Source organism: Halioxenophilus aromaticivorans, from assembly GCF_042850945.1.
In the GTDB taxonomy this organism is placed as follows: Bacteria; Pseudomonadota; Gammaproteobacteria; order Pseudomonadales; family Cellvibrionaceae; genus Halioxenophilus; species Halioxenophilus aromaticivorans.
This window is the reverse complement of record NZ_AP031496.1, coordinates 4,554,737-4,581,284: the sequence shown is the minus strand read 5'-3', so window position 1 is coordinate 4,581,284 and position 26,548 is coordinate 4,554,737. Positions and strand designations below refer to the sequence as shown.

Annotated in this window: 29 protein-coding genes and 1 pseudogene; 13 read left to right on the top strand and 17 right to left on the bottom strand. The window is 47.7% G+C overall.

Going from position 1 to position 26,548, the window contains the following annotated elements:
• Positions 1-2 precede the first annotated feature (2 nt).
• The 3 genes and pseudogenes from ACGHM3_RS19625 to ACGHM3_RS19615 form a co-directional block, all read left to right on the top strand.
• The gene (locus ACGHM3_RS19625) at positions 3-446 is read left to right on the top strand and encodes a response regulator (protein ID WP_345423759.1); all 444 of its coding nucleotides are present in this window, start codon (positions 3-5) and stop codon (positions 444-446) included.
• Positions 447-461: 15 nt separating this feature from the next.
• Positions 462-1,193, top strand: coding sequence for an ATP-binding protein (locus ACGHM3_RS19620; RefSeq protein WP_345423762.1), 732 nt, complete (start codon positions 462-464; stop codon positions 1,191-1,193).
• Positions 1,194-1,666: 473 nt separating this feature from the next.
• A pseudogene (locus ACGHM3_RS19615) lies at positions 1,667-2,479 on the top strand (carboxylesterase family protein); the annotation flags it as partial.
• Between the two features lie 135 nt (positions 2,480-2,614).
• Here ACGHM3_RS19615 and ACGHM3_RS19610 read toward each other — a convergent pair.
• From ACGHM3_RS19610 to ACGHM3_RS19595, 4 genes are all read right to left on the bottom strand, one after another.
• Positions 2,615-3,406: an SHOCT domain-containing protein gene (locus ACGHM3_RS19610; RefSeq protein ID WP_345423765.1), complete on the bottom strand. Its 792-nt coding sequence runs from the start codon at positions 3,404-3,406 to the stop codon at positions 2,615-2,617.
• A gap of 100 nt (positions 3,407-3,506) precedes the next feature.
• Positions 3,507-3,878, bottom strand: a complete 372-nt coding sequence (locus ACGHM3_RS19605; RefSeq protein ID WP_345423768.1) for a DoxX-like family protein — start codon at positions 3,876-3,878, stop codon at positions 3,507-3,509.
• A 273-nt stretch (positions 3,879-4,151) separates the two neighbouring features.
• On the bottom strand, positions 4,152-4,556 hold the full coding sequence (locus tag ACGHM3_RS19600; RefSeq protein WP_345423771.1) for a thiol-disulfide oxidoreductase DCC family protein: 405 nt from the start codon (positions 4,554-4,556) through the stop codon (positions 4,152-4,154).
• Positions 4,557-4,681: 125 nt separating this feature from the next.
• Positions 4,682-5,125: a DUF4174 domain-containing protein gene (locus ACGHM3_RS19595; RefSeq protein ID WP_345423774.1), complete on the bottom strand. Its 444-nt coding sequence runs from the start codon at positions 5,123-5,125 to the stop codon at positions 4,682-4,684.
• A gap of 600 nt (positions 5,126-5,725) precedes the next feature.
• On the opposite strand from ACGHM3_RS19595, the gene ACGHM3_RS19590 reads away from it, so the two are divergent.
• Complete coding sequence (locus ACGHM3_RS19590; RefSeq protein WP_345423777.1) at positions 5,726-7,630, top strand: CHRD domain-containing protein; 1,905 nt, start codon at positions 5,726-5,728, stop codon at positions 7,628-7,630.
• A gap of 157 nt (positions 7,631-7,787) precedes the next feature.
• Here the strand turns inward: ACGHM3_RS19590 and ACGHM3_RS19585 are convergent, their stop codons facing one another.
• On the bottom strand, positions 7,788-9,065 hold the full coding sequence (locus tag ACGHM3_RS19585) for a CinA family nicotinamide mononucleotide deamidase-related protein (RefSeq protein ID WP_345423779.1): 1,278 nt from the start codon (positions 9,063-9,065) through the stop codon (positions 7,788-7,790).
• Between the two features lie 80 nt (positions 9,066-9,145).
• The gene (locus ACGHM3_RS19580) at positions 9,146-9,868 is read right to left on the bottom strand and encodes an energy transducer TonB (protein WP_345423782.1); all 723 of its coding nucleotides are present in this window, start codon (positions 9,866-9,868) and stop codon (positions 9,146-9,148) included.
• A gap of 312 nt (positions 9,869-10,180) precedes the next feature.
• Between ACGHM3_RS19580 and ACGHM3_RS19575 the strand changes: the two genes are divergently transcribed.
• Together ACGHM3_RS19575 and ACGHM3_RS19570 are read left to right on the top strand one after the other, a co-directional pair.
• The gene (locus ACGHM3_RS19575; RefSeq protein WP_345423785.1) at positions 10,181-10,420 is read left to right on the top strand and encodes a DUF465 domain-containing protein; all 240 of its coding nucleotides are present in this window, start codon (positions 10,181-10,183) and stop codon (positions 10,418-10,420) included.
• A gap of 326 nt (positions 10,421-10,746) precedes the next feature.
• Positions 10,747-11,703 (top strand): DnaJ C-terminal domain-containing protein, encoded by a 957-nt coding sequence (locus tag ACGHM3_RS19570; RefSeq protein ID WP_345423788.1) that lies wholly within the window; start codon positions 10,747-10,749, stop codon positions 11,701-11,703.
• Between the two features lie 122 nt (positions 11,704-11,825).
• Here ACGHM3_RS19570 and ACGHM3_RS19565 read toward each other — a convergent pair whose 3' ends face one another.
• From ACGHM3_RS19565 to bamE, 7 genes are all read right to left on the bottom strand, one after another.
• Positions 11,826-12,161: a Bor/Iss family lipoprotein gene (locus ACGHM3_RS19565; protein ID WP_345423791.1), complete on the bottom strand. Its 336-nt coding sequence runs from the start codon at positions 12,159-12,161 to the stop codon at positions 11,826-11,828.
• A complete protein-coding gene (locus ACGHM3_RS19560; RefSeq protein ID WP_345423794.1) occupies positions 12,154-12,459 on the bottom strand; it encodes a Bor/Iss family lipoprotein in 306 nt (101 codons plus the stop codon). The genes ACGHM3_RS19565 and ACGHM3_RS19560 overlap by 8 nt, the downstream gene beginning before the upstream one ends.
• Positions 12,452-13,795, bottom strand: coding sequence for an ATP-binding protein (locus ACGHM3_RS19555; RefSeq protein ID WP_345423797.1), 1,344 nt, complete (start codon positions 13,793-13,795; stop codon positions 12,452-12,454). Before ACGHM3_RS19555 ends, ACGHM3_RS19560 begins: the two co-directional genes overlap by 8 nt.
• A complete protein-coding gene (locus ACGHM3_RS19550) occupies positions 13,792-14,469 on the bottom strand; it encodes a response regulator transcription factor (protein WP_345423800.1) in 678 nt (225 codons plus the stop codon). Before ACGHM3_RS19550 ends, ACGHM3_RS19555 begins: the two co-directional genes overlap by 4 nt.
• Entirely contained in the window at positions 14,466-14,924 is a 459-nt protein-coding gene (locus ACGHM3_RS19545) for a hypothetical protein (protein ID WP_345423803.1), read from the bottom strand. Before ACGHM3_RS19545 ends, ACGHM3_RS19550 begins: the two co-directional genes overlap by 4 nt.
• 260 nt (positions 14,925-15,184) lie before the next feature.
• Positions 15,185-15,721, bottom strand: coding sequence for a hypothetical protein (locus ACGHM3_RS19540; protein WP_345423806.1), 537 nt, complete (start codon positions 15,719-15,721; stop codon positions 15,185-15,187).
• A gap of 15 nt (positions 15,722-15,736) precedes the next feature.
• Positions 15,737-16,138 (bottom strand): outer membrane protein assembly factor BamE, encoded by a 402-nt coding sequence (gene bamE / locus ACGHM3_RS19535; RefSeq protein WP_345423809.1) that lies wholly within the window; start codon positions 16,136-16,138, stop codon positions 15,737-15,739.
• A 445-nt stretch (positions 16,139-16,583) separates the two neighbouring features.
• Between bamE and ACGHM3_RS19530 the strand changes: the two genes are divergently transcribed.
• The 3 genes from ACGHM3_RS19530 to ACGHM3_RS19520 all read left to right on the top strand — a co-directional run bounded on the left by ACGHM3_RS19530 (position 16,584) and on the right by ACGHM3_RS19520 (position 18,426).
• Positions 16,584-17,291, top strand: coding sequence for a hypothetical protein (locus ACGHM3_RS19530; protein WP_345423812.1), 708 nt, complete (start codon positions 16,584-16,586; stop codon positions 17,289-17,291).
• A gap of 160 nt (positions 17,292-17,451) precedes the next feature.
• Positions 17,452-17,700, top strand: coding sequence for a hypothetical protein (locus tag ACGHM3_RS19525; protein WP_345423815.1), 249 nt, complete (start codon positions 17,452-17,454; stop codon positions 17,698-17,700).
• A 261-nt stretch (positions 17,701-17,961) separates the two neighbouring features.
• A complete protein-coding gene (locus ACGHM3_RS19520) occupies positions 17,962-18,426 on the top strand; it encodes a hypothetical protein (RefSeq protein WP_345423818.1) in 465 nt (154 codons plus the stop codon).
• Between the two features lie 41 nt (positions 18,427-18,467).
• Here ACGHM3_RS19520 and ACGHM3_RS19515 read toward each other — a convergent pair whose 3' ends face one another.
• The gene (locus tag ACGHM3_RS19515; RefSeq protein ID WP_345423821.1) at positions 18,468-19,187 is read right to left on the bottom strand and encodes a glutathione S-transferase C-terminal domain-containing protein; all 720 of its coding nucleotides are present in this window, start codon (positions 19,185-19,187) and stop codon (positions 18,468-18,470) included.
• Between the two features lie 413 nt (positions 19,188-19,600).
• On the opposite strand from ACGHM3_RS19515, the gene ACGHM3_RS19510 reads away from it, so the two are divergent.
• The gene (locus ACGHM3_RS19510) at positions 19,601-20,725 is read left to right on the top strand and encodes a M14-type cytosolic carboxypeptidase (RefSeq protein ID WP_345423824.1); all 1,125 of its coding nucleotides are present in this window, start codon (positions 19,601-19,603) and stop codon (positions 20,723-20,725) included.
• Here ACGHM3_RS19510 and ACGHM3_RS19505 read toward each other — a convergent pair.
• On the bottom strand, positions 20,688-21,038 hold the full coding sequence (locus tag ACGHM3_RS19505; RefSeq protein ID WP_345423827.1) for a hypothetical protein: 351 nt from the start codon (positions 21,036-21,038) through the stop codon (positions 20,688-20,690). The two genes, ACGHM3_RS19510 and ACGHM3_RS19505, sit on opposite strands and share 38 nt — an antisense overlap.
• Before the next feature lie 422 nt (positions 21,039-21,460).
• Between ACGHM3_RS19505 and ACGHM3_RS19500 the strand changes: the two genes are divergently transcribed.
• From ACGHM3_RS19500 to ACGHM3_RS19490, 3 genes are all read left to right on the top strand, one after another.
• Entirely contained in the window at positions 21,461-22,447 is a 987-nt protein-coding gene (locus ACGHM3_RS19500; protein WP_345423830.1) for a putative oxygenase MesX, read from the top strand.
• 89 nt (positions 22,448-22,536) lie between these two features.
• The gene (locus tag ACGHM3_RS19495) at positions 22,537-23,565 is read left to right on the top strand and encodes a methionine synthase (protein WP_345423833.1); all 1,029 of its coding nucleotides are present in this window, start codon (positions 22,537-22,539) and stop codon (positions 23,563-23,565) included.
• Positions 23,566-23,745: 180 nt separating this feature from the next.
• Positions 23,746-24,138 (top strand): DUF6647 family protein, encoded by a 393-nt coding sequence (locus ACGHM3_RS19490; protein WP_345423835.1) that lies wholly within the window; start codon positions 23,746-23,748, stop codon positions 24,136-24,138.
• A gap of 275 nt (positions 24,139-24,413) precedes the next feature.
• Here ACGHM3_RS19490 and ACGHM3_RS19485 read toward each other — a convergent pair whose 3' ends face one another.
• A complete protein-coding gene (locus ACGHM3_RS19485) occupies positions 24,414-25,373 on the bottom strand; it encodes a retron St85 family RNA-directed DNA polymerase (protein WP_345423838.1) in 960 nt (319 codons plus the stop codon).
• The gene (locus ACGHM3_RS19480; RefSeq protein WP_345423841.1) at positions 25,370-26,305 is read right to left on the bottom strand and encodes a retron St85 family effector protein; all 936 of its coding nucleotides are present in this window, start codon (positions 26,303-26,305) and stop codon (positions 25,370-25,372) included. Before ACGHM3_RS19480 ends, ACGHM3_RS19485 begins: the two co-directional genes overlap by 4 nt.
• Between the last annotated feature and the right edge of the window lie 243 nt (positions 26,306-26,548).

Genomic DNA, 26,548 nt, shown 5'->3' with positions numbered 1-26,548 from the left:
AGATGGCAAACGTTTTGGCAGAGGTCTTACTGGTAGAAGACAATCCCGCAGATATCGAAATGACAATGAGGGCGTTTGAAAAGGCTCGCTTTCGCAACAAAATCCACAGTGTGCGCGACGGTGATGAGGCCTTGGATTTTTTGTATAAGCGAGGGGGGTACGAAGATGCCGTCACGCCGGATATCATTTTGTTGGATTTAAACATGCCTAAAACCGATGGTAAAGAAGTACTGGCAGATATAAAAGCGCATACCGAGCTAAAACGAATTCCTGTTATTATTATGACATCCTCGGAATCAGACCAAGACGTATTGCAAAGTTATGACCTACACGCTAATTGCTACATAGTAAAGCCGGTAGATGCTCGAAAGTTCTTTGATATAGTCAACCGGGTAGAAAATTTTTGGGTTGATATTGTCGTATTGCCATCCAAAGTAGAGCAGTAGGTTAGGTGTGGGTCTGTGAGTTCAGATTTAAACAAGTTACGTGCAGAGATAGAACGCCTGCACATAGAGCACCAAGCATTTGTCTATCGTGTGTCACATGACTTAAAGGCGCCAATACGACACTTACAGTGGTATTTGGAACAGATTGAAGAGGCTAATGATAAGCACGCCGAAGAAACGATCACTCATGGTATTGCAGAGTCGTTTCAAACCCTAGACCTACTTCGAAGCCAAATGGACGATTTGTTGGCTTATTCAAGAGTAAGTTCGCAAACACAAGGCGAGTCAGCGGTAGATTGCACTGAGGTGTTAAAAGCCGTCGTGCAGAGGTTGCAGGTGGATATAGAAACCGTGGGCGCTAAATTGAACATTCAGCCGGCCCCGTGCGTTATTGGTTCTGCCAAGCAATTGGAGATCCTGTTTCTTCAGCTTGTGAAAAACAGTTTGGTTTTTCACAATAAAGCTCTGACAGCGCGAATTTCAATTGAATCGAACGAAGATCGAACTCAGAATCCATCGCTAGCTCAATTTAACATTATCGACAACGGTATTGGTGTTGCTGCAAAACATCAACCGCACGTATTTGAAATGTTTTTCAGAGCTGTAGGGCGAGATTACCCCGGTAATGGCGCGGGCTTAGCGATCGCTAAACGCATCGTAGATAGGCACCGAGGCACGATTCAAATATTGTCACCGAACTCATTTGGTGGCACAACGGTTCGGCTACAGTTGCCGTTGGCCGAATAAATTCTGCGCGCCACAGGCGATATTAAGGTCCGAAGCCAAAATTGTGGTAGGTGAATAACCACTAGGTCGAACAAGAAATATGCTCAGTTCCATTGAATTGCCGAATCACTAATCGCACGTTAAATATCATTAAGAGGAAAACTATTACACGAATCAACACACTTTAGTGTGTTGGGGAGCATCCATTCCTATTTAGGCGGTATATTCATCGCGCTTACCTAAGCGCTGGTAACGGCCCCGCTTTTTACTTGTGCGGGTAGGCAACCTAATAACTACACCTAATAACAATAAAAGTGGGGTAAGTTGCGATGGTAAACCTAAGGATCTTTCATAGCTCTTTATTGTTGCGTTTGTTCAAGCCTTGGCTGCCCTGGGCGGCAACAGGCCCTAGCCTTATTAGGCTGTGACTCAGACTCATCGGATGAAAATAGCCTATCTAGCAATCAAGCCCAGACCGAACAGGATTTAGAAGGGGCGTGGAAGACGAATATACCGGGGTTGTCGCTTTTAAGGGAATCCACTACGCAGCGCCTCCCAGGGGTGAAAATCGTTTCAGGCCGCGAGCTCCGCCTGCCAATCGTTCAGAATTACTACTGGCCACAGCATATGGTAGCAAATGCGCCCAGACGGGCGGTTCCTTCGGTTCTGCCAGTGTTTCTGAGGATTGTTTGTATTTGAATGTATTTACACCGGACACCACTGGAGAGTTCCCTGTGATGGTATGGATACATGGCGGCGCGTTTGTGGCCGGCTCTGGTAACGATCCCGAAAATGGCAACCCCGACTACCAGCCCACATACCACCCGAAGGTTCTGGTGGGGCAGGGGGTTGTGGTTGTTACGTTAAACTATCGTTTGAGAATCTTAGGGTTTTTAAGCCACCCGATATTATCTGTCGAAAGTGGTATGGGTTCTGGTAATTACGGAATAATGGATCAACAGGCCGCCTTGGCTTGGGTGCAGAGCAATATCGAAGAGGAAGAGTATGGTGGCGACCCTTCGAATGTCACCATTTTTGGTGAATCCGCCGGTGGCCACAGTGTGATGACACAGCTGGTTTCTTCCCAGGCGCAAGGGCTTTTCCACAAAGCCATTGTACAAAGTGGCACTTACGCACCTAGTCAACTCAGCCTACCGCTCGCTGAGGCAATAGGCGCGGCCACCCCTATGACACTGGGCTGTGATAGTGCTGGCGACAGCGCTGCCTGTTTGCGGCGGCTGCCGGTGCAAGCCATCTTGGCTGCTCAGGGGCCAGTCTATCTACCCTCCGTGGACGGCAATGTTTGAATTGCATCGGAAATCCAAACAGGGGTAATTTAGTAGAGCGCATTCTGTGCTCCCTAATGCGCTACGAGCTTGCATTAAGCGCTTTTAATACCCCCCAAGAGTTCAACAAGCCAAATCACATCGCTCTGATGACGATTAAATTCTTGCCATTAATTCCCGTTTTTTATGGTCAAACTCTTCCTGCGTAACGACTCCGGCGTCTCGCAAGCGGCCCAACTGTTCTAGCAGGTTCATGGCCTCGTTACTGTTGATTGTGTTTGGAACAGGTGTTGGCTGTGTTTCCGGCGCTGCTGGTGTCTCTGGCATAATGCTTGGTGATGGTGCACTGTAAGGCTCGTTAGTTGCTGGAGCTGCGAAATTTGTTTGCGGTGGCGGAGGCACACCCGGCCCAGAAATGACGGGGAGGCTGTTAACCGACACAGTGCCGTATTGGCTACTAAAGCTGAGTGAGCTATCGCCGCCCTGTTGTTGGCTGACGCCACCAATGCTGTGATCTAGCGTGTCATAGACGGTTACTTGGCCATTGTTCTCCACCGCCAGCCTTTGTGGGAATACGGCGTAGCGAATAAAATTCTGAGCTCCGGTGCTGAAAGGAATGCCTAAGTCGCCGGGCCACCAATTGGGGCTGCCAGGCCGGCCGGCAGGGATAACCGGGAATACTTGCGTGCTGGCCAACGCGCTGGATAACTCATTGCAAAGATTGTCTACAGTGGCCTTGAGGTTGTGGTTGAACATATCGCCGACCATGGTCATGCCGCCTCGCATCCACTGTCCAGAGCCGCCAAGCTCGGGACAGTTGAACTGTGCCATACCGCCGGCACCGTTGTTAACGCTAACCATCATGTGGATTACGGCGTCATGTGACAGGTTGTAGCGGCTAGAGAGGTCATTAACGATGTTTTGCCCGGCTTCAGTTAACTGCTGCATGGGGGGGCTCCTGTGGCCTAGGGTGTGATGTGCATTTATTTTGAGCGGCTATATAACCACCTTATGATGAATCTAACCCGAATGAAGAGCAACATCTGTATCAACGTAAGGTTGATTGGGGCCGTAGGCTGTAGGCAACCAGCGAGAGCGCAAGAACACCGATGTTGGTGGTTACTGGGTTAAAGGCTGCGGTGAGCACGACGGGGTAATAACCGATCACAAAAGCCAATAGCACAGCCATGGCAACCGCACTCAATACCAATGGCCAGCGCTGTCGCCATAGGATAAGTACGCCAAGCCCAAAGATCACCTCGCCAATACCGCCTAGCATCGCTACGGCGTGTGCCTGCTCATGGCTCATCCCGGTAGCCATATTCATTGCCAGCTCATCCGGGTGTGGGCCTAATAATTTGGGAAACACGCCGTGATAGATCCAAACAAACGCTACCGTTACCCTAGGGCCTGTTGACACTAATTCGGAGCCTCTGTTGAGTCAGGAAATAGTCCAATCTAGGCGCGAACCGCGAAGTTTGGTGGGCCCAAATAAGCGGTGAGCAACAACGAGTGGGCTATTTCCTGGCTCAACCCAAAGGGCTGGAGCCAGCTTCCCGCTCAACGTTGTTGCCAATCGCTCATGTAGGCCCACTATATTTCACGCTTGGCGCCTAGTTGAACGGGAAGCTGGTCTCCAGCAGTGGTGCCAAATTAGTGTCAACAGGCCCTAGCAAAAATATACGCAGCGCTATTAGTCACCGTCGATAAATCTCTTTTGATGATCTGGGGTGGGTAGCAGGCAGCTGTCGAACTTGCCAAACAGTTTATATCGGTTTAACGCGATTCTATCGTACAGCCAGTCTCGAATCGGGCGGGGTACGATGTAGAAAATAGTGAATAGAGGCCAGGGCAGCGGTAGCAAACGCATAACCCGTAAAAAGGCACTGGATTGTGTGTAAAGTGTTTCACCATCGATAAGCACCATGGTGCTATAGGAATCGATGGGTAACCCATGTTGCGTCAATAATTGCTGGCCAGCAGCGGACTGTACGGTGGCAAGTGTAAATGTGTGGTTGCGGTCGTATTTAATCAAAAATTTTGCCCAGGCTGAACACAGCTTGCATACCCCATCGAATAAAATAATACGGTCACTCATTGATTATAAATCCATATTCGCCGCGCTTTTCATGGTTGTGTTTTTATTTGTAGTGCTTCTGTTCAGATTTTTTTGTGGTGATTTTTTTCGGTGATGTTTCTGGGGAGATGTTTCTACAAGCATTATCAGCGTTTACTTTGCATTTCGTTAATGCGCATGGGCATGGTGTCGATAAGGCCGAATAGCGATTCAAGATCTAAGGTATTCGATTTATCTTTTACGGTGCCGTCTTTGCCTATTAAAACAACGCTTGTGCCATCCGTCGTGGTAAGTGCTTGGATTTCTGTTCTCACATTGCCGGTTACGCTGCCAGGGAAGTTAGAGGTAATTGCGTCACTGGTAACAACCAGCCAAACGATGTCTCTATCCTCGATTAGCGATTTATAAGCTTTTAAGGTTGATTTGTATGATTCAATGTTGCCAGGATTAGCGCTATGGCCATTGGTGGAGGCGTTGATAGCAATGATCCGGCTTTGCCATTTTAGCTGGTCTAGGCTTGCCAACACGCTGGCAGTGCCTGCGGATGCTTGGTGTGCAATGAGAGCCAAAGCCGCCAGTAAAAGTCTCATGTTATACCCGCCATTGAGCAACAGTAACGTCGCTTCAACATACCGATAAACTGGCTTTAATTCAAGCTGGAGCTCAATTAGCTTGTCGTGCTAGTGCTGGGTCATTAGGCTGAGTTTGAGGTAGTAAATTAATTTGAAAGCAGAAAGTTGATTTAGGGTAGGAAAATTAGTTTGAAGAAATAGCAGCTAGGCCCGATAGATTTCAACTAGGTTGTCCAATGTCTGTCTTGCAAATATGGCCTCGCAATTACAGACCCGAAATTACAGAACCGTAATTATGGTCCCGCAATTACAGGCCCGTAATTCTCCGCTAGGTAAAAAGCATTGCTGCGCTGGCTTAAACATTCAATAGCTTATATTTATTATCGCAAACTTTATTTTGTCGTAACGTAAATTGCCAATTTAATCGGTGCTTCTGCTCGGCAATATAAATGTCGTTATCTAAACTGAATCGGTCTAACCCCTGCCAGTCTGTTTATCACCTGCTATCGTAATTATTCGGTCTGTCGCGTTACCCCTCAATTATGTGGTAGTAATAATAATCAAGCATTGAGCTGGCAAATGTCTGCCAGTTTTATGCATAACTAAGAAAGTGTAATTATGTTCTCCAATCAAAAAACTGTTCTAACCTTCACTGCTTCTGCTCTGCTTATTACGGGCTGCGGCGGCAGTGACAACAATCGGTCTTCAACTCCAGTGGCAACGCCAGAGCCAGATCCGGTGGTTGATACTTACACGGTGCAATTAAAAGGCGAACAGGAAGTGCCTATGGTTGAGTCAGACAACCAAGCCATGGCAACGGTAACGATCACCGACGGCGAAACGTTGAGTGCGATGTTGGATTTAAGCAGTGTTGCCGGGGTAACCGGTGCTCATATACACGCGGGCGAAGTGGGCATCAATGGCGATGTGGTCTTCGCGTTCAGTGACGATGACATGGATGGCAGTTGGGAAATACAAGATGAAATGGTTTCCGACGATCAGTTGGCAATGTTGCTGGCTGGAGGTCTGTATATCAATGTACACACCAGCGCGCAGGCCAGCGGTGAGTTACGTGGCCAAATATTAGTGGAATCGCAAAGCGTTCACGTGTTTATGTTAAAGGGAGAGCAAGAGGTACCTTCCGTGTACACGTCGGCCTACGGCCATGGCTACGTTTTTTACGACAGTGCCACAGGCGCAATGGAAACCAACGTATGGACGTGGGATGTGCAGGGCGAAGCGGCTCATGTTCACGCGGGCCAAGCGGGATTAAGCGGTGGTGTTGTCCTAGCGTTGGAGATGGGCGAGGGCGAAGGCATGTGGCAGTCGCCGGACGGTTCCATGTTGACGGGCGATGAGGCTTCACAACTGATGGCGGCCGAGCTCTACGTCAATGTCCATTCCAGCGAGCACGCCGGCGGCGAAATTCGTGGGCAGATATTACCCGAGGACTATCAATTGATGGTGTTTCCGCTATCAGGGATGCAAGAGGTGCCCCAGGTGGACACAGAAGCAACTGGCCTGGGTTACGCAACCTTAAACTCAAGCAGCGGAGAGCTGAAGTTAAACGCGCATGTGTTTGATATGACCGCAACCGCCGCCCACGTTCACCAAGGCGAGATAGCCATGAGCGGTGACGTTGCCATTATGCTGGAGGCCAATTCCGAAATGGACGGTTTGTGGCAGACACCAGCAGGCACCATGCTCGAGGCATCCACCCAGGCCGCTCTGTTGGCTGGTGGGCACTACGTCAACGTCCATTCCGACGATTTCCCCGGTGGCGAGCTGCGTGGGCAAATAGTCGCATCCCCATGGCAGGTGCTGGCGTTCGATTTATCGGGTGCACAAGAGGTACCTTCTGTGATGAGTTCAGCCGGTGGCGATGGTTATGGCTTAGTCAACAGCAAAAGTGGAGAGCTGTTGCTTAGGGTAATTACTGAAAACATGACAGCTACCGCTGCGCATCTTCACGCTGGTACCGCAGGCGCTAATGGTGGGGTTGCGGTGGGGCTTAACCAGAGCACCGATAACATGGCCATGTGGATGACACCAGACAGTACCGTTCTAGGCGCTGAAGACTTGGCCGAATTTTTGGATGCCGGCCATTACGTTAATGTGCATTCCGCGGAGTTCGCCTCTGGAGAAATCCGTGGCCAAGCGCTCACCGCAAACACGCACCTACTGCCCTTGGCTTTTTCTGGGGATAATTCTGTACCCCCCGTGGATACCATGGCCAGTGGTGAAGGTGCCTTCACCATCAACACCAGCACGGGTAGCTTAAGAGGTGCTTTTAGCGTTAGTAATATGGTCAGTACTGCGGCCCATATTCACCAAGGGGCTGTGGGCCAAACCGGTGATGTGGTTGTGATGTTAGAGGCTACTGATACAGGCTATAAAGTGCCTGACGCCCAATTGTTAACGGCGGATCAAACTAACACGCTGATCGGTGGCGGCCACTATGTCAATGTTCACAGCGATGCACACCCCTCGGGTGAAATCAGAGCGCAAATTCAGCCTGAGTAACCGCTCGTAAAACAAACGCCCTGTTGTCCCGCTCAGTATGGAAGCTCAGCGGGGCTTTTTTATTTATCGTTTTTGCAAATAATTTAAGCCGTATTTTTTAAAGGGTGTTCTACAGTTCTTAGCATTGAAGCCCTGGGGTCCAAGTTGTATACCGAATTTAATTCAGCCTTTCGATAAAACCGTAATCAGCGATGGGGTTTTCACCCAGCAGTGCTCGCCGCAGCATGTCCAGTGCGACAGCGCAACTCACTTGACGAATTTGCGTGCGGCCCCGCAATGGGGCCTTTACTACCTGGCTCCAGGTTTGTGTACGGCTCACCAAGGCCAACGCTACCGTGCCAACGGGTTTGTCCTCCGTACCACCATCCGGCCCGGCGATGCCGCTAATGGCGAGGCCGAAGTCAGTATCCAGTCGTGAGCGGGCTCCTTCAGCCATTTCGCTAACACATTGCAAAGAAACTGCGCCATACTGCTGCAGTGTGGTGGGTTTAACGCCGAGCAAATCCATTTTTGCAGTGTTGTTATAAGCAACTATTCCCTGGGCCAGGTATTGTGAGCTTCCAGGAAAGTCGATTAATCGGCTCGCCACCATTCCGCCGGTACACGACTCCGCCAAGCTTAGCGTGGTGGTTGTGTCGCGCTCGGTAAGCAGTGCATGGACTTCTTGTGCCAGTGTGGAGAAGCGCTGCGATACCACGTAGTGGCCGATGGCTTGTTTCACTTGTTGGGTAAATTCTGGCAGTGCCGCGATGGCCTGTTCCCCTCTGGCGAGTAGCTTAATTTCTACGTGGGGTAGGGAGGTGCGGTAGCCTACAGTGATATCGGCGGGTACACAAAGAGCGTCTAGCTCGTGGGCCAGTGCCGATTCTCCCGCACCAAAAGTAAGCCATTTAATCAGTTTGGTCGCTTGGGCCTGCGGGAATAACTCATGAACAAATGGCAAGAATTGTTCATAAACCATGGTTTTAAACTCCCTTGGTACGCCGGGAGTAAAAAATAACCAAGCTCCGTTCAGTTCGACCCTAAAGCCACAAGCAGTACCCACCGGGTTGTGCACCATCACTGCGGACTGGGGCAGCATGGCTTGCTTTAGGTTGCTGGCGTGCATAGGCCGGTTATTTTTTTCGTACCAGCCTTCCATATGCTCGCGCCAAGCTTTGTTTTCGGCTAAAGGTTCACCTTTGGCCTTAGCCATGGCCTCAGCGCTCATGTCGTCACTGGTGGGGCCCAAGCCGCCGTTAACCAAAATAATGTCAGCGTGGTGGCTGCGTTCTACAAATACGTCGATTAAGTCTTGTAGACGGTCACCCACCGTAATGCGGCGTTGCATTTCGATTCCGTGTTGCATCAGCACATCGCCAAACCAAGCTGCGTTGGTATCTACAATTTGGCCGGATAACACCTCTTCTCCGGTACAGATCATTTCGATTTTCATGGTGTTGGTCCTCTGTTGCAGATTGCTGAGTTATTTCCAGGGTATTTGTTTTGGGAGACTGTGCGTGGCCTCGTGCTCTACTAAAACCAGGCTTCAATATGCGTTCCCGAAACAAAATTGCCATTGTGCATGGCGGGTATGAATGTGGCTTCAGATATTCGCTTCAGCAAACTTTGTTTACAGTTTTCTAGCACCTCTCCCGCGAGCACTCTAGGGTTAGTTGGCGTGCCGGTTTTATCTATGTTAGTGCCGATGTAGATGGGTGTCAGCTCTCTAAGCTCATGTTTGCCACAGGCTGCTGGCCACGGCATTCGGCCATAACGTTGCGGGTCGATGTAGTTGCTGGGGTGCTTGGATGGGTTGAACACAAGGCTTTCGTGTAAGGTAATGCGAGTAGAGTCTTTGTATTTCTCAAAAACAACGGAAAAGTTAAACCATACTTTTACTTGTTTACCGTTAACAATGGCCGGAGAGATTTTCCATCGGTTTCCCAAGCCTTTAACGACTGCTTGCTCAAATGGTTCGATAAGCTCTGGTTGCTCAGAGTTTGTGTGAATGGAAACATACCGAACCGTCCCCCCTTTAGATACTTTGGCTGCGCCTCGCACGGTAACTGTGCCCTCCTGAGCCTGTGGCGGATATTCGATAGCAGCGATAATATCCTTACCATCATTCAAAAAATGGGCTGGGGTTGCGTTTACACTTTGCGCTAAGGCGTATTTTGCAAAAGCAAAACAGAGCAGTGCCATGGTTAACAGCGACGACAGGCCCGCTGCGTAGTTTCTTAATTTACTGCTATGCACGTTTCAAACTCCTATCGATTCTATCTTCGTCCTTCAGTTGCGCATCACAATTACCATAGAGTTTACACTCATAGGCTTCTTGATCTTCGTAAACTAGCTTGCGCAGCGCTACGGAGATCGAGATCACTGTACCTGGATGTTCGCGACCCGTGATTGTGGCTCTGATATTGTAAGTCTGACATTGTAGTTCTGGCCATAGGCTCCATTTTAATAACCTCTTAAAAGCATGCATAGCGCTTTATGATATAAATCAAATGGAACTCATACCATGGCGCTACTCTAAATAGGTAACAACATTAAAGAGGAAATAACATGCCTGTTGAGCATCATGATCTAATCCACGAATTGCCCGAATACAAAGACAAAATTCATGCGCTAAAAACCTCGGATGCGCATTTTCGTAGGCTCTTTGATGAATGCCACGAGCTGACGAAATCCATTGAGAACATGCAAAACGAAGTGACCCCGGTGGCCACCAGCGAGGAAGAGACTGCTAAGCGGCAGCGATTGCAGCTGAAAGATGAGCTGCTGGGCCTACTTGCTGCTGCGTAGGAGTTAGCGACGCTCGGTACGCCTGTTGCCAGCGTATCTTGGTTGCACCGCTTGGTTGGCGCATGTCCATTAGGTATGGGCATGTCCGGGCGCCGCAGTACCCGAACAAAGCTTTTTGAATACTTCTCCACAATAGAGTGCTCGGTAAAATTCCAGCATACCTGAGTCAAGGGGCTGCCCAACTTGGCCCCTTGATGTCCCCCCAATCCGTCCCCACATAGTTTTATATCATTAACCCCCAGGCCTTTAACCGGCCGGGCTTGTATCTTATTGGGCTTTCAGCGCAACCTCGTTGGTGGCGTACCATGCCCAAAGGTGGGACGACCATGGAGTTTAAAGATTACTACAAAATATTAGGCGTTGAAGAAACCGCAGATGACAAAGCGATTAAGAGTGCTTATCGAAAACTGGCACGCCAGTACCATCCAGATGTAAGCAAAGAGCCGGATGCAGAGGCCAGGTTTAAAGAGCTCTCGGAAGCATACGAAGTGCTGAAAAATGCAGAAAAACGCGCTGAATACGACGCGCTAAAGCAATACGGTCAAAATGGGCGATTCCAACCCCCTCCCGGTTGGCAATCCAGCCATAGCGGAGCTGGTTCTGAGCAACAGTTCTACAGCGGCGACTTTTCCGATTTTTTCAGTTCTATTTTTGGCGCGGGTGACTTCCAAAACAGTGGCTCGGCGTTTAATGGGTTCGGGAGAGGCTCCAACTTCGCCCAAAAAGGCGACGATGTTGAAACTGAGCTGCCCGTGTTTTTGGAAGATACACTAACAGAGCAATCCAAAACCATTCAGTATCATAGTCCGCAAGTTGACGCCAACGGTGGCCGCTACAAGGCCACTAAAACACTCAAGGTAAAAATTCCGGCAGGCGTTGCGGATGGGGAGCGGATACGATTAAAAGGCCAGGGCGGTGTTGGCGACAATGGTGGCGATAACGGTGATCTGTATCTGCGCGTACGGCTGGTGCCACATCCTAAGTTTGATGTGCAGGGCCAGGATCTGCTTATAACGGTGCCCGTGGCTCCTTGGGAAGCGGCGCTGGGAGCAAAGGTCACCGTGCCAACCTTGGAAGGTAAGGTCAATATTACCATTCCGGCCAATTCTCAAGCCGGCCAGAAACTTCGTATCAAAGGTAAAGGGTTGGCGACCAAAAATAGCCGGGGTGATTTAATTGCGGTGTTGAAAATAATGAACCCAACCGAGGACGATGCGCAATTGCACTCCCATTGGCAAGCATTGCAAAATGCCAGCCACTTTAACCCGCGTGCCGGCTGGTAGAGTTAAGCCGATAGTAATTGAAGATTGCTTTTGGCGATTTCATCTTGGAAGTAATGCTTTGCCATAGCCCGCGGTTAGGGCTATGGCAGCGCGTTGATGAAATAATGCTGGGTTTGGCCCTATTACAGATCATCCTGGTACTGTAGTTGGTCAACGGGCAGTCGGCAGCTGTAATGAACACTCCACGGGGTGTACAAATTAACTCCATTTATTCCGAAGGATGCCAGAGAGTTAAGGAGGGTCCGTTCTATGGTGATTTTATTCCACTCTTTGCCGTAGCAGCTCTCTGCGATGTCGTAGGGTGGGCTGATTTCAAAAGCACCGTAGATTGCCGAATGATGCCAGTGGCTGCGGCTTTTTTCTTCGGTCTCTGGGCCATTGACAAAGTGCATAGTGCTACAGCCGCTGATCAAAATGCAGAGAGTTGATAGGGCTGTATAGATGGTTTTGTTAAGCATTGTTTTCCTCCATACACCAGATTCTTGCTGTTCTGGGAAGGTAGATACCAACGGTTACCAATCCTAGCAACCAATCGCTGGTTGTATACAGTGATTGCATTTGTTCAACCGGCTTTCCCTGGCATTCCAGCCTAACATTAACAGCGTGCCCTCCTTTAAGGCCCCACCAGTAATAGTTGTATCTTTTTTGGAAGTTTGGTGGCTCTCGGTTTTTACTCAGCTGATCTGTTCGGACGGTCACTGAGGAGCAGGCGCTCATCAGTATCGCTAGAGCAAATGCAATCAGTATTTTATCCATTGTTGTTCTCCTTGTTATTAAACGTAACTTCAAAACAGGCGCCTCCTAAAGAAGAGTGATAAACGTTTATATCACCGCCATAGCTGACGACGATATCAGCAACCGCTGCCAAACCGATTCCTTGGCCAGGTTCGGTTTGATCCAGTCGTTCTCCACGATTAAATACTCGGTGAGCGTCGCTGCGCTCAAGCCCCGGCCCATCATCCTCTACTCGAATAGAAAGCATAAAGTCTGTGCTTTGTGTTGTAATGGCTATTCGACGTTTGGCATGCTTAAAGGCGTTATCGAGTATATTTCCTAGAATTTCCAGCATGTCGTTTTCATCGCCGAAAAATACATCGCTGGGTGAAACCTCGCTGGTAACGTCAATCTTTTTGTGGCCATAAATTTTATTCAACGCCTGTAAAACGTGGTCTATCACATTTTCTATTTCGATGCTTTGGGTAAAGACCGTATGGCCTGAAACAATCGCCCGGCGCAGCTGGTACTCTATGTTGCTGTTTATTCTTTGTAGGGCGCTGTGAACCACATCGTTATTGGGCGCGTTGCGTAGCTCGCCCGTTAAAATAGTCATGGGCGTTTTTAAACTGTGGGCAAGGTTCGCCATCGCTTCCCGGTACCGCTGGCGCAGCCTGTGTTCCTTTTCGATTAACGCATTGATGTTTCTCTCCACCATGCGTAATTCAGTTGGGTAAAAAAAGGAAAGTTTTTCTCGCTTGCCTTGCTCCATGGCACTAATTTCTTCGGCGAGTGTGTCTATCGGTTTTAGTGCGCGTTTCAATGCTAGATATTGGCCGATTAGGATTAAGCCGGTAATGGTTGCGAATACCAGTGATAGCCATAGCGTTAGCTTACGGATTGCCCAGCGGTGGGCCTGGGTGTCCTCTCCTATTATTAGGAAATAATCGGCGGTGTTCGATTCCCCTTGCCAGGTAACTTTATAGGAAACGGTTAGATATTCATGCTGATTGGACGCAACTTTGTTATAAATCCATTCTCCGGATTGATTTGGCAGCGGGTATTTATCGTTCCATGGGGTGGCCGATAGGCTCTGCCATGCAACGTTTTCGTGGCTATCTAGCACGTAAGCCCACAGGCCGGATTGGGCAGTATTAAACCTGGGGTTGTATAAAATACTGGGTAAGAAAATGTCCGTGCCTTTAAAGTCGGCAACGGACAATATGTTATAAACATGGAGCTGCAACTGCTGCTGTGCGTTTTGGTGAATCATCTTTACGAAGTAGGCGTATACCACAAGGGCGCTGGCTAACATGAGTCCTATCAAGCTAAACGCGCTGCCGTACAGAAGCTGTTGTTTTAGTGATTTACTTTTCACACCAAACCGCCCCGTAGTCTGTACCCGCGCCCGCGTAACGTTTCGATGGGTTTGTAGTGATTATCTGGGTCCAGCTTTTGGCGTAACCGAGCGATAATTACCTCTATTACGTTGCTGTCTCTTTCCGTTTGCGCATCGTAGATGTAATCCGCTAAAGCAATTTTTGAGATCACTTTATCTGGGTTCAGCAAAAAGTGCTGAAGTACCTTGAGTTCTAGTGCGGTAAGTTTTAGCGGGGTGCCATTGACTTGTACGTCTCCGGAGTGCAGGTCTAAGCTGATTGGCCCTTGAGTGACTAGGCTGCTAGCATAGCCTCCAGCGCGACGCAATAGGGCTTCTAACCGCGCCAACAATTCCTCGGGTTGGAAAGGCTTTACCAGGTAATCGTCAGCGCCAGACCTTAATGCAGATACCTTGTCCTTCCAGCTGCTGCGAGCGGTTAAAATAAGAATGGGTAACTTACTGTTGGCGTTGCGTAGCGCTTCAACGATTTCAATGCCGGATAACTTTGGTAGGCCGATGTCTACAACCGCAATGTCATAGTAGAATTCCTTGGCCTGGTATAAGCCATCTTCACCATTGGTGGCTGTATCCACTTGGTAGTCTTGTTCGCTCAGCTGGTTGGCTAGCTGGTGCAACAAAACAGCGTCATCTTCGATGATTAAAGCTTTCATTTCTCTTTCCCTAGAGCAAGTGAGGTCCCTTCGATCTCTATCTCTCTAATAGTACCTGAGGGAGACAAGATTTTGATCTTGTAAATGTTATTTTTGTCTACTATTACCCGCTCGGCACTAAGCACGGTGCCAGGATACAACTCTTGGGCTGCTACAATGGCTTGCCTTAGATTGCTGTTATTTTGTTGCCTCTCAGCAGGGGTTTTAAGGCTGTTATCTGGGTTCAATAGGCGTGATTTGTGTGCTTGGTTCTCAATCCAGCCGGTTACTGGGGTTATTAAACGTTCGGTAGGGTCCAGTTTCCCTGTAGGGCCGCGTTTTAAGGTGGTGTCTTCTTGAGCGTCAGTTGCCAGTTCAGGCTTTGTGGTATCACTTTGGTTGTCGCCACCAGCTGTGTCATCAGCCAACACAGGGTGGGCCAACAACCATATTAAAAGACAACGAAATTGAAGCATGGTATTACTCAGTGAAGACTATAGATTGACTTTAGCGTATTCAGCTTAATGTAAACTGACAATTTTAATGCGGCTGTGAGTTTGTGGAATTCAATCATTTTAGAGCTGTAGAGTAGGGACATAGCTACACTTTGATACCTGTTCTTCGCAATGCAGTAGGGTCGCTATTTGCCACTAAATCAACGAGTCGGAATAGGGCAAATTGAAAAGCTGATCTTTACTCTAATGATGTTGGCCACTTATTGGAGGTTTTCGGACGCTCAGAGGTAGTGCGCCTGCAAAAAATGAGACTTAGAAACCCTCTGGTAAAATGATCTGTATAACTCCGGGTCGGTTAAGGTCTCTTTTTTGGTTATCGTGCCTTGAGTATCTCGTGTAGTGCGCTGGAATGCAGTTCTTATGCGTGTGTTCTCACCAGTCTGTGATGGTAGAGCAACGATAGAGATTGTAATTTCCTGGGTTTGCTTTCTCGCAGTTGTTTCTTCTCTCAGGATTGCTCCCAGTGTAGCGAGAGCCGTGTCAAACGCATTGGTGTTATTAATTGTTTTGGATGCGGTAACCAAGCCCAATTGGCTTTCGGCAACAGTAATGTTGTATCCCAATTCTTGTAGCGTGGTAACTGCTGCTGATAGTACTCGTGCACGGTCTCCCGTGTTAAATGCGTGGGTTTGTCTGTAATGGTTGCTTGCATCCACGGGGGGTAACCCTAGGACGCCTTGTTTTTTGGTGGCACAAGCTGAGCAAAATAAAACCATTAATGCCATTAAAAGTACGAAAAAAGCGTGTTTGATATACATTGCTTACCTCACTTATTAAAAGCTGGTCGAATGGTAGGCGATATCGTCAATTGTCTTATTCTGGTCAAAGTGAACGATAATCGTTAATGTTTTTTGGGAGCTGGTTTCCGTCTCTTGTTTTTGGTTGCTGCCTGCCAATAGGGCGAACAGCCAGGTTGTGCCTCGAGAAGATGTTCTTTCTGTCGTCGTTTTATCGTAGATCCAAATTTCTTGGTTATGATCGTCAGAAGAAATAATGGTCGGCGCTCCCAAAATTGAAGCCACTTCAGAGGCAGTCATTCCCACGTTTAACTGATGTTGTGCTGTGGCGACGGTAATTTGATTATGGTTGTGTGCAGATTTATCGCTTACATTAGGTTGGTTTGTGCAGCCTAAAAGCAATAGATTAGTCAGTAGTGCAAGGCTAAATATTCTCATCGGATACTCCCTTTTAGTCATTTGGGTGATGCAACCCCGCGCAATTTTTGTTTCATGCGTCACTGGCGTTGATTCAACAATATTGGTGTCATAATAAGGCGCGAAGTGTCTGTGTGAATGTCACTGTATTTCAATTACCTTAATAGCAGCTTACAAATTTGCAGTTGCTTGGTGGCGTTAGCAGTACAAAGACTTAAGTCTTTTTCAATGATGACATATTTCAGGGGGATCTTTCTTGGGGTGTCTGCTAATTTCGATGCAGTAGTTCTAACGGTTTAGTGCGGTACCATTAACGAATAAAGTATTAAGTCTTTAGTTGGTAGAACATTATTCTTTCGCTTGCAGGATTCGTTGTTTTGCTCGCTATTGGCGGAAGTAACAGCATTAAGCTAGCTCGTTCGTATAAGCTACAGATGCGAACGTTATGTAGAGTAGTGTTGGAATTGTGATCTACATCTCAAGTGGTTTTAAATATTCTTTATGTGTGAGTGTTTGTCCTGTATATGTTGCGCTGCAAATTTTTAAACAGGGAAGATTCATGAACGATTTAAGTGAAGCTCCAGTAGTAGCTAGATTATCTGCTGAGCAAAGAAGCGAATTGCTTCGTAAATGTCATAACAGATTAAATTGGTCTGACTCTGGCAATTGGATCGGGAGTGGGCCAATTCCAAATTGTTTCCAAAAGGAGCGGATTTCAAACCATCTAACGCATACACTACACTTTCCGACAGATGATTCTGCTATGAAATGGAATGCAGAATATGAGAAAGCTATTCGGTATACGGGACATTTGGCTACCGCTGGGCTAACCGTGGCTGCCACTCTTGCCACAGGCGGTGTTCTTACGTCTATTGTTGTTGGAATCGCCGCTGCAGTTTTGAAGGACGAGATGCAGGCGAGCGTCTCATATCCCAGGGTGGCTCGTGGGTGGCATTATGAATTGACTTATCAAAATGAGTTCCTTTGGTCTCCCCATCCTTGGGGGCGTCGTTGCTTTACCCAGGGGGTAATTGCTATTGCTCGTGATTGGGAGGGAGCAGAAAAATATCGAGCGGTTTCGAAAACCACTTACAATACAGATGAACTACCAGATGGGCTGGCTCGTACTATTGCCTCAGCGCGCTCAAGAGCATCAGAGTCCAACTATGTCTAGCTTGGTCTTACTTGTTAAGAACAACTGTGTGGCCAGAAAGTGCACAATAAAAAATATTAAAACTTTAGTTCGGTTGTCGCTTATTCTTCTCGGGGTTTTGTTCGCGGCTACGGGGTGTAGTGAAAGAGCGTCGTCGCCGGAGTTTTTGGGGCATTGGAACTTGGTCGAAATACAATACGACGATGGAGCAAGTAAACAGTTAGAGGAAGGCAATGCTGTTGTGTTTGAGCCGAGTGAGGTTGTGGAGCAAATCAAAGGGTCAGGTAATCGTCGTTATCCTTACAAGGCCTCCGGTAATACGCTGATTTTGAACGTTGGCGCCACTGAGGTGAACTGGGAGATTGTTTTGTTTGAGCCCAATGCCATGGAGATCAATACACCAATCGGAATGTACAAACTGAGTAGGTAGCACTTTTAGGTGTTGCCTATGTTTTTATGGGCCTTCTTTCTGCCTATCAGACAATAATTGTTCCTCCTTTGCGGCCGTTGGCGATTTCTGCGTTAATGTAATTGACCAGTCGGTCCTGCTATTTTTCTTTAGTGTCTGGTTAAACTGTATTACAGTTTTATCCATAACGCCCTCGGCGCGCTACTACGTACATTGTTAAATATGGGGCCCTAGACGTGGCGTGCATATTCCTGTGATGAAGAAAAACTATAAAGGTAAACCATGCAAAATCGAAAAGAGGGTATTAGTGCTGTTGATAATGGCAATGGTCCTAGCGGCGAGAATCTGTCTGGTCAGAGGGAAGAGGCACCCACTGGCGGTAATGGTTCTCTGAGCGAGCCAGCGTCGTCTTTTGGAACTGTTCTAAAGGCGGTTAAGTCACCGCTGAGTGTTTTCGGCTTGGCGATGTTGATATGCAATGCGGTTTTTTCGTTAGCGGCGGCAATGATGGATAGCTTGGATGCATTTATCTATTCCATTCACACGTTTTTAGCGATCGTATTCGCGTTCATTATTATCGCCCTATGGAGCCCCCGCTCACTCTACCACCCCAGAGAAATGGACGGTTTAGAAGCGCAGGTGCCCGAGGTAAAGCACTCACGCTTAATCGTTACCGGGTTAATAGTGTTTGGCGGCTGTGTTTATACTGCTTATCAAGTGTTTAAAGTAATTTATCTCGGCCGCTGATTTAACGCATTGGGTTGGCAGTTTATTCGCCTTGCTATCCATCAGTTAATTGCCGTTTCAGGCTCGTAATATCGGCTTCTAATCCTCTCGCAGAAAGCTACAAGGTTCGTGTGCTCGCGGGCCATGCGGTTTAATGGATTATCCAAATCAGTAATGGTTACTTGGGCTAAAAAGGCATAAACAGCAGTGTCAATAGTGCTTGGCTGGTCACCAAAAAAGTAGGGCTTATCTGCCAGTAGGGTTGATAAGCTGTGCAGCGTGTCATTGGCAATGCTCATAATCTCTTCATCGCTGTGCCTTCCCATGCCGTGTTTTACAAACGCGCTTTTTATGCCTTTCCTCGCCAAAAACGGCAATAGATGCTTTAGCGGGAAAGGCATGCCACTAAAAAAGGTGTTTTTGATGGTGGGCCAAGTGTCCTCGCGAATCCAGCGAGAATAGACAATGCACCAATAAAAATTTTCATCTAGGGACTTGATGATTAAGTTGGTGAGGGCCTTTTGCTCTTGTGTTATGTGCTGTTCTAATAAGGTGCCGTATTTGGCTTGCAGGTGCTGCAAAATAAAAAACGAGTCGGCGATGATTACGCCCTCGTCTTCTATATAAGGTAGCTTACCTTTGGGTGCGTTTTTAAAAGCCGCAAAACCGCTGCGGGGCTCAAATTCTATTCCGGCCATGGTCATGTAAGCGTTGATTTTTAGAGCAAATGGACTTGGGTCGGCAACGCCAAAGGCTTGGCCAAAACCGTACAGTTTAATCATCGTTATAATTCCCTTTTTGATGGTGCGCCCGGCGTGGGCTGTGGTCTTCGTTGGAGTGTGTTGTCACACTCAGATCACCTTGTGCTATCGCAAACTTATGGTATCTCAGCATTGTGTCAATTTCGATCTGGAAGCCAGGGAAGTGTGATCAAGTTACTGATTGGCTTTGGATGTCTGGCGTTCTGGTGCGGTGACAACTGGGTAAGGAGACGCCGGCCAGTAAGTTAGTAAAGCTCGTCCCATTTGCTGTTGGGCCTATTCTGCGCAACCGCAGTGTAGCCCTGTTGGCGTAACGCTTCGCCGTACGGTGGTTCCCCAATTTGCAGGCACCTAATCCCAGCCTTGTAACCCCTTTGCCGAGCTAGTATCGTCGTTCTTTTGTTACCTCGCTTACCTTGATTAAGGCCATTTTTATGAAAATCTCCACCGGCTTCGATAGCGGCAATATACAGTGCCTTTCCTGTACCGATCCTTCCAACGTGCGCCTTTCTATCCGTAAAGATAACAACTCGGATTTTTACCAGTGGTTTCATTTTCGGGCCAGCGGTGTGCAGGGTGAGGCGTGCCAATATGTGATCGAAAACGCCGCCGATGCAGCCTATCCCAAGGGTTGGGATGGCTATCAAGCCGTGGCTTCCTATGATCGCGAATTTTGGTTCCGCGTACCAACAGCCTACAAAGACGGCGAGTTGGTTATAACCCACACCTCATCCCAAGATGGCATCTACTACGCTTATTTTGCGCCCTACCCAATAGAGCGCCACGCCGACCTAATAGCCACCGCACAAACGTCACCTCTGGCTCGCCTGGAGGTTTTAGGCGAAACCCTGGATGGACAAGATATTGATTTACTGGTGGTTGGTGACTCCGGCGCTGGCCGCCTACCGGTTTGGACCATAGCGCGTCAGCACCCCGGTGAAACCATGGCGGAATGGTGGATGGAGGGCTTCCTAGAGCGGCTATTGGATGAAGACGACGCCGTAAGTAAGGCGCTACTAAAACAAGCGTGTTTTTATGCGGTACCTAACATGAACCCAGATGGCAGCCGCCGTGGCCATCTGCGCACCAACGCAGCGGGGGCCAATCTCAACCGCGAGTGGCAAAATGCCAATATGGAAACCAGTCCGGAGGTGTATTTGGTGCGCCAGCGTATGCATCAAACTGGGGTGGGGCTGAGTTTGGATGTGCATGGCGATGAGGCGTTACCGTACAATTTCATTGCCGGCACCCAGGGCATTGAGGGCTGGACCCCAGAGCGCGACGCCGAACTGAATGCGTTTCGCCAGGGTTACCAGGCCATCAATCCAGATTTTCAAACCACCTATGGCTACCCAGCCAATCCGCCGGGAACGGCTAACTTAAGCATGTGCTCCAACTACATTGCCCACACCTTTGGTTGTTTAGCCATGACATTGGAAATGCCGTTTAAGGATACCGCAGACACGCCAGACGTTGCCCAGGGTTGGTCGCCAGAGCGGGCCAAGCGGTTGGGAATGTCTTTTATTGATGTGTTGTGGCAGCACCTGCAGAACAAATAAGCGCTAGGCTACCTAAACCCGGCCTTCGCTGGCCGGGCTCGTCAGAAAGCTGTACATCGGGGCTAGCAATCAGTCTGTCGTTATCCATGTGGTAAACGGTTAAAAAGTGTTTTTTACCGTTGGATACCCAGCTTTCAATCAAGACCGTTTCGTTTGCGGTTAATTCATACGCTATGTGAAAACCGCTATCGTCTCCCTCAACCTTCCAGGTCCCCACCAACTTTTTAAGGCCGGCAAAAGAGGTGGCTGGGCTTGCCGTCACCGAGTTTATAGAGGTGGCGATTATAAGTGCTAATAACGCAGTTAATGTCATCGACAAACCTATTTGTGATTCAACGAGCGGTGAGCCGTTTGCTCTGCCTTTCTCACCCCCCCAACATCCTAAATAAAGACGAGGCCTAGCAAGGCGGCCCAGAGATGCTGTGGTTGTGTTTTTATCGCGGACATTGGTGTGGGTAAATTCTCTCTCGCAGCCGGGCGACCAATAGCGCGCAGGAACTCAGCTATAGCCTCTGGCGGGGGCGGCATGGCAAAAGAGTAGGGCTTTTATCCGGCATTCTAACATCCGTTTGAGCATTGCATGAGTGTTTTTCATGCTCTTATTAGAATAAATCACTTTTTTTCATGCATTAGGTTGGGTAAAAAGCACACCACTAGCTGCTCAGGTGCGTTTGCACTCACGTTTGCCGTGGGTGTGATGCGCTGGCGCAAAGCAACCTAACAGGTACCTAAGCGATGACAACAGAATTCCAATTCAGTATCACTTGCTCCCCCTTTAACGAGCAGTATCAGCCCTGCGAGAATACCCGCACCACCACCAATTTTGCCAACTTGGCTCGCGGGCATAACCGTGTGCAAAACCTGCGTGCGGCCTTAAGAATGATCGACAATCGCTTTAACGCACTGGCCCATTGGGATAACCCCAACCAAAACCGCTATCGCTTAGCGCTGGATATCGTTTCCGTGGCCGTAGGTGTGGCGGGGCAAAATATTACCGGCGACGCCTTCCCCAATATCGAAATGCTAAATACCCATATAGTCGATACCGCTACCAACAAGCGTTTGCCTGGCGTTGTGGGTAATAATTTCTCATCCTACGTGCGAGATTACGATTTTAGTATTTTGTTGCCTAGCCATAACACGGGCGGTCAGCAAATTGCCATACCAAAAGATTTTGGCGCTTTGCATGGTAAGTTGTTTCAGGCGTTGATTAGCTCGCAGGAGTACCAGCAGCAGTTTACTAAGTTGCCGGTTATTTGCTTAAGTGTCTCTAGCGCCAAACGTTACCGCCGATTGAGCAATCAACACCCAATTTTAGGCGTGGAATACGAGGTAAACGAATCTTCGTTAACCGAGCAATATTTCGAAAAAATGGGCCTTCAAGTCCGTTACTTTATGCCACCAAACAGTGTGGCTCCATTGGCGTTTTACTTTATAGGCGATCTGCTAACGGACTACACCAATTTAGAGCTGATCAGTACCATTAGCACGATGGAAACCTTTCAAAAAATATACCGCCCGGAGATTTACAATGCTAACTCGGTGGCCGGCGCTAATTACCAGCCAAGCCTGGATCAGCCAGACCATTCTCTCACCGGTGTTGTGTACGACCGGGAAGAGCGTAGCCAGCTGGCGGTGGAGCAGGGGAAGTTTGCTGAAGCGAATTTTATAAAGCCCTATCAAGCCCAGTTGAAGCAACAAGCGGCTGGCCGGGCGCATTAAGTTTTGGTAGGCGTTAGTAAGGTAAACCCCTATTTTAAATCGGCGCAGTTAAACGACATTTATTAAAAATTACGACGCAGTGAGAAAAAATGAATACATTATTACCTACCTCAACCGCCGGCAGTTTACCTAAGCCGGAATGGTTGGCAGAGCCAGAAACTCTATGGTCATCCTGGAAATTACAGGGCGATGCTCTGATGCGAGGCAAACGAGATGCCTTAAGTATCGCGTTGCAAAACCAGCAGCAAGCCGGTATCGATATTGTGAGTGATGGTGAGCAAACCCGGCAGCATTTTGTGACTACCTTTATTGAGCACCTAGCGGGGGTAAACTTTAACCAGCGTAAAACCGTAAAAATTCGCGATCGCTACGACGCAAGCGTACCCACTGTGGTGGGGGAGGTTACGCGCCCGGCGCCGGTGTTTGTAGAGGATGCCAAGTATCTGCGCGCGCAAACAAAGCAGCCTATCAAATGGGCATTGCCTGGCCCCATGACGATGATCGACACGCTTTACGATGCGCACTATAAAAGTCGAGAAAAGCTGGCCTGGGAATTTGCCAAAATATTAAATCAAGAGGCCAAAGCACTGGAGGCTGCAGGGGTTGATATTATTCAGTTTGATGAGCCGGCGTTTAACGTATTTTTTGATGAGGTTAACGATTGGGGCATAGCCGCGTTGGAGCGAGCCGCACAGGGCTTGCAATGCCAAACCGCAGTACATATCTGCTACGGCTATGGCATCAAAGCCAACACAGATTGGAAGCAAACCTTGGGGCAGCAATGGCGTCAGTATGAGCAAGTCTTCCCCAAGCTGCAAAAATCCAGCATCGACATCGTCTCACTGGAGTGCCAAAACTCCCGTGTTCCCATGGAGCTGATCGAACTGATCCGAGGCAAAAAAGTGATGGTGGGTGCCATTGATGTGGCATCTAATAACGTTGAGACGCCAGAGCAAGTAGCGGCAACCCTGCGCCAGGCGCTTAAATTTGTGGATGCCGATAAGCTCTACCCATGCACCAACTGCGGCATGGCGCCCATGCCTCACTCCGTAGCGAGCGGTAAATTAAATGCCCTAAGTGCCGGGGCAGATATTGTGCGGCGAGAGCTGACGCTGTAAGCACGAAATGATATTCGCTAGCCTCATAAAACCACGCACTTATTAGTAGGAAGTGCGTGGTCTACAACACAAATTTTTTCCTATGCATTATTTAGGTGTCACTTTAAAAGCAACGGCTAACAAAGCCCTTAAATTGGTCTATGTTTAATTTTGTTAGCTCATGTTTGAAAGGTGAACACAGTGGAAATATTACTAGCGTTACTTATCGAATGGTTAGCAGTAAATACCGAAATAACCATAGAGTCGCCACCCACCGTGGTGATAACCGAAGAAGCCGAGTTGTATCAGCGTTACGATAGACCAGTGCACGCGCTCTACGATGACAAAAGCAACACCATCTACATCGCCGATACCGTCAACCTAAAAACCCATCAAGGCGCTTCTGTTTTATTGCACGAGTTAGTGCACCACCATCAGCAAGAATCCGGCGCCATGGAAAAGTTCGCCTGCATTCGAGCCTCAGAAGAGCTGGCCTATAATATCCAGCGTCAGTATTTAGAGGGTAACAAGGTCGAGCTTTTACCGGAGCTGGATCCGTTTAATGTTTATATGCGCAGTATGTGTGGGATGTAGGTATGTACAATCTAGGTGTTTTTGATTTCTAAGAATTATTACGGTATGTGAATTTCATTGTATATATTGGAAGCTAAGCTCTAGATATCTCTGGGATGTTTTTTAAGGGGTTAAGCTTTATCGCACACCGCTGTGGAGCTTTTAGTTCGAGGTGATGCAGGGCTTATAGCGTATCGCCTTCGTTGGGTGAGAGTCTGTAAGCGAGAAAAGTGTTGGCGTCAAATCTCTGTGGTGGGTCTAAAGAAGTCAGTTCCTTTAGTGTCATTCGTTGATTCCTATGACTGAATATTGTTGTTTTGCCGATAGTTGCCCGAGTCTTCCTTCATAATCTTGTCGATGGTTATTTGGCTATACTTGGTTTTCATTCTGGCTACAAATAGGGGTTCTACGTCCAGTGCAAAGGCAAGCAACCCCTTCAATTTTATTATGGACTTTTTATCGAGCTTGGATAGCTTGTAGTGGTGAATCATTGCGCTGATTTCTCTTTTTCTCGCTCTGCCTAAGGATACTTTCTCTTCATTCGTTATGCATAGGCCGGTAATGCGTCTAGAGTTTCGTTTGCTTCTAAAAATGGTTTTCGTTTGATTTATTCTGAAATCTCCATATTTGTATTTGGTGATTAATGGGATGATTCGATCGCTGAATTGAAAAAGAATTTCTTTTGTATTGGTGGAGAAGCTCATATCGTCTGCGTACCTGGTATAGGTAATTCCCATGGGGGCGCATAGGGAGTATATTTCTCGGTCCAGATCGCAGAGTAATATATTTGAAAGGGTGGGGGAGGATGGTGCGCCTATTGTCATTGCCATTTTTGTGTCGCCAGTCTTCCTCCTTAAAAGTATTTTCAGTAGGATGGATATGTCATTGTCGTCGAATTTCGTATTTTCTTTAAAGAAAAGGGTGACATGGTCTTCGGTAATGGAAGTGAAAAAATTTTCTATATCTAGCTTTGCGATATATTGGTTGTGTTTGTGTTGTTCCGCGTTCAGTTTAATGCTTTTTCCTTGGACATAGCCAAAGGCGCAATCATGCACGTCAAATTCAGAGAGTACGTTTTCTATGACCCAGTACTGCACTCTCTTGGTTTCTCGGGCAGGCTGAGCAATTTCCCGATAGCCACCAGACTTCTTTTTAATTCTATATTCTTTGTAGGCGTGAGGAGCCCTTGCAATAACTCGGGAAACCCAATGCTTCCGTACAAAAAGTTCTGTGGAGATTCTATCCGCTATGCTCACAGCTGTATCCCCATGGACTTTTTAATGGCTTGAAGTCTTTTTTTCTCTTCTTTGCTGTTTTCGTAAAAGTGTTTGCATTCTTCTATGATGCGGACTTCGTCTTCCGTGCGAATGGAGTTTTTAACTATCATTCGGAATAATTCTCTATTTGTACACGTATAAAAGATGCGATTTCCTACCGGGACTAACCTTATGGCTTCCAAGTTTTCCAAGAGCTTTAAGTGTTTTTTTAATAGCTTTTCTGATATGTCGAGCCCTAATATTTTAAGGTAGCTTTCAAGTTCTTTAATCAGCAAGGCTTGAAAGAAAATTATGAGTTGGTTAATTAAAATAATAAGATGCCCTGTATTACTATTTTTATAAAACTGACGTGGGTGATCATCTAAAATAACTTCTTTCAGATCTTCTCTTATTTCCTCGGCTAATTCTTTTGTGATTGAAGAGTGTCTGTGCTCATGCCAGGGGTAATAGTGGCTTTTTTTATTTGAGTCCTCTTCTATCTTTCTAACCACGCCCAAATCTATATATGAATTACTCCCGTGATGTCTGTCGGGAATTATAAGAGTGGTTTTTTTGCTCAGTTCTTCAACTTGGGAAAATACTCCGGCTTCAGAGATGGCGCTCGCCGATTCCAGAATTACGATAACCCTAGTGCATAGGGTTGCAAGATTATTTTCATACTCTAAAAGGTTGGGGTAAATTCCATCGTGTATCCATTCTGGATGGGTTTCAGCGAGTAAGTATTCGAAATCATCGTTGGGTGCTTGGCCAATGTACAATGCGTGCCTAATCGACAGAAACTCGTCTTCTTGTATTTCTGGCCCGCCGTATCTGCCGCCGCACAATAGAACAGTTTTTTTGTTGAATTGAACCCTGGATTTTGATAAGTCAATTCTTTGGAGAATAGGTATTCTTGGGTCCATCAATTCCATTTAGACCTTATAATAGTTGAGAGACCTAACTCCCCCGGAGAGAAGCCTCTGGGGATTGACGGAGCTTGCGGAGGAGATACCCAGAGGCTTCTCTCCGGGATAAATCCAAGCAATATTATTGAGTCTGGCGAAGCGCCCGACTAAGCCAATTCGGCTCATTTCGCGTCTCTAGCACGAATTATTGATTCTCGAACGGACTTTTGTCAACCTGCGAAAACTACTTAATATAAGCTTTTCTTTGAA